3 protein-coding genes are annotated in these 2,859 nt (G+C 63.9%); all 3 read right to left on the bottom strand.

Annotated elements, in window-relative coordinates:
• Positions 1-734: ATP-binding cassette domain-containing protein (locus RBB49_RS28345; RefSeq protein WP_306146332.1), on the bottom strand; the 734-nt coding region annotated here is incomplete at its 3' end.
• A gap of 1 nt (position 735) precedes the next feature.
• Positions 736-1,842, bottom strand: coding sequence for an ABC transporter permease (locus RBB49_RS28340; RefSeq protein ID WP_306146331.1), 1,107 nt, complete (start codon positions 1,840-1,842; stop codon positions 736-738).
• Positions 1,843-1,992: 150 nt separating this feature from the next.
• Positions 1,993-2,859, bottom strand: an 867-nt coding sequence (locus tag RBB49_RS28335) for a sugar ABC transporter substrate-binding protein (protein ID WP_306146330.1), incomplete at its 5' end; no start/stop codon positions are given.

Here is a 2,859-nt window from a genome sequence, read left to right as displayed (position 1 = left end):
TCGCCGCGTTTTGCGGTTCCGAGTGTCTTGCCGCGGTTGAGGACGGTGAAGCGGTCGCCGACGGCGAGCGCATGTCGGACGTTGTGGCTGATGAAGACGACGCCGACGCCCTGCTTGCGGACCTTGTCGATTGTGGCGAGCACGTTGGATGTCTGGCGCACGCCGAGGGCGGAGGTGGGCTCGTCGAGGATCAGGACCCTTGCGCCGAAATAGACCGCGCGGGCAATGGCGACCGTCTGGCGCTCGCCGCCCGACAGGGTGCCGACCGCCTGGTCCGGGCCGCGCAGGTTGATGCCCATCTTGCGCATCTCCTCCATGGTGACCTCGTTGGCCCGGGTGACGTCGAAGCGCTTGGCCAGGCCGCGCCCCTTGGTCGGCTCGCGGCCCATGAAGAAGTTGCGGGTCACGCTCATCAGCGGGATCATCGCCAGATCCTGGAACACGGTCGCAATGCCGGCCTCCATGGCATCGCGCGGGGTGGCGAAGCTCAGCGGCTTGCCCTCGAAGTAGATCTCGCCCTTGGTCGGCCGGTGCACGCCCGACATGGTCTTGATGAAGGTCGACTTGCCCGCGCCGTTGTCGCCGAGCAGGCAGTGGCACTCGCCGGGCCTGACGTCGAAGCTGACGCCGGCCAGGGCAATGATGTTGCCGAAGTGTTTCTCGATGTCGACCATGTGAATGATCGGCTCGAACTCCGGCGCATCGCCGTGATGGAACTTGGTGTCCTGGGTCATGTTACCGCTCCCCCGTGACGCGCTTGCGGATCGCGTTGTTGAACAGAACGGCGATGAGCAGCATGGAGCCGAGGAAGACCTGGAACCAGTCCTGATCGAAGTTGGTGTAGGTCAGTCCGATGACCACCATGCCGAAGATGATGGAGCCGAAGAAGGCACCGATGGCCGAGCCGTAGCCGCCGGTCAGCAGACAGCCGCCGATCACGGCCGCGATGATGGCCTCGAACTCCTTCTGGAAGCCGCGGCGGGCATCGGTGGAACCGGCGTCCATGACGGTGATGATGGCCACAAGGGCGGCGCAGCAGGCGGTCAGCATGAACAGGGAGATCTTCACCCGGTTCACCGGCACACCGGAGTTGGAGGCGGCGGTCTTGTCGCCGCCGGCGGCGAAGATCCAGTTGCCGACGGGCGTGCGCAGGAGAATGTAGGTGGCAATCAGCGCGATGAGGATGAACCAGAGGATCTCGACCGGAATGCCGGGCACCTTGGGCGCGCCGCTCTTGAAGGTGTCGACGAAGCCGTTGGTGGCGAGCCAGTTGAAGAGGCCGCCAAAGGCATCGCCGGAGAAGAACGGGGCGAGCCAGTCGCCCTCGACCGCATCACGGACACCGCGCAGCTGGGTGGCGCCGCCCGTTGCCCACTTCAGGCCGACCAGGGACAGGCCGCGCAGGATGAACAGGAAGGCGAGGGTGACGATGAAGGAGGGCAGGCCGGAGCGGATCACGATGGTGCCGTTGATGGCGCCGACACCGGCGGAAAAGACAAAGGTGAGGGGAATGGCCAGAACCAGGGGCAGCCCCCAGGTGACGACGCAGGCGGCGAAGAACAGGCCGGCAAAGGCGACCATGGAGCCGATCGACAGGTCGAACTCGCCGCCGATCATCAGCATGGCGGCGCCGATGGCCAGAATGCCGAGCTGGGCCGCAGGGGTCATGAAGTTCATGATGCCGGACAGGCTGAACATGGCCTCGTCGGCGGTTGCCAGGAAAAACAGGGTGACGAGGATCACGCCCGCAATCGCGCCGAGTTCCGGCTTCTTCATGAGTTTGGAGAAGAACGATTCCTTCTTGACCCGTTCGTCTGCATCTATCGGAGCAGCGTCGCTCATTATGGCCTCCCTGTTGTGGAAGGACGGCGCACGGGCGCGCCGCCCCCTTGTTCGGTGGTGTTATTGATCGTGCGGCAAGCGCCTAGTGCGGTGAATCTGAAGTTCGTTCGGAGCAAGCTGCAAAATGAGACGAACTTCAGATCCAGGTGACTAGCGGATGCCCTTGGCGGACAGATCGATCACCTGGGCCGCCTTGTCCTTGGTGACGAGGTTCGGACCGGAGGGAACGTTGCCGCCCGGCATCAGGCCGTAGGCCGCATTGTTGGCCAGGAACACAACCGGGAGATAGCCTTGCAGGAACTGCTGCTGGTCGATCGCAAAGGCGGCATCGCCGTCGACGATGGACTGCAGGAAGTTCGCGGACAGGTCGAAGGAAGCCACGTTGACGTCACGGCCCGAAGCCTTGGCAGCGGCAACGGTCGGCTCACCGGCGGTGCTGGCGCCGAGCGCCATGACCGTGTCGACGTCTTCATCGGAGGACAGGGCTGCAGACACCTTGGCTTCGATCTCTGCCGGATCGTTGGAGGTCGGCAGGACGGAAACCTCACCGCCAAAGCCCTTGGTGAAACCTTCGCAGCGCAGGTCGAGAGCGACGTTGCCGACTTCGTGGTTCACGCAAACGGCCTTCTTGCCGCCCATCTCGGCCAGCTTCTTGCCGGCAGCCTCGCCCGCGTCATACTCGGACTGGCCGACGTGAAGCGTCACGCCAAGACCCGGGGCAACATCGGACCCGGAGTTCATCGAGATCACCGGAATGCCGGCCTCGACCGCACGCTGGATCGACGGCCCAAGCGCATCGCCGTCCGGAATGGACACGACCAGCCCGTCCGGCTCCTGGTTCACAGCCGCATCAATCAGCTGGCTCATGGCAACCATGTCGAACGTCTCCGGCGCACGGTAGTCAACATTCGCACCCGTGTGCTCAGCCGCAAGCGAAACACCGTTCTTAACAACTGACCAGAACGCATCATTCGCCTGACCATGTGACACAACAATGATGTCCGTCGCAAATGCGGG

Source organism: Roseibium sp. MMSF_3412, from assembly GCF_030733265.1.
Taxonomy (GTDB): Bacteria; Pseudomonadota; Alphaproteobacteria; order Rhizobiales; family Stappiaceae; genus Roseibium.
Note: the sequence above shows the minus strand (reverse complement) of the source record. Positions and strands in the feature narration are given on the sequence as shown.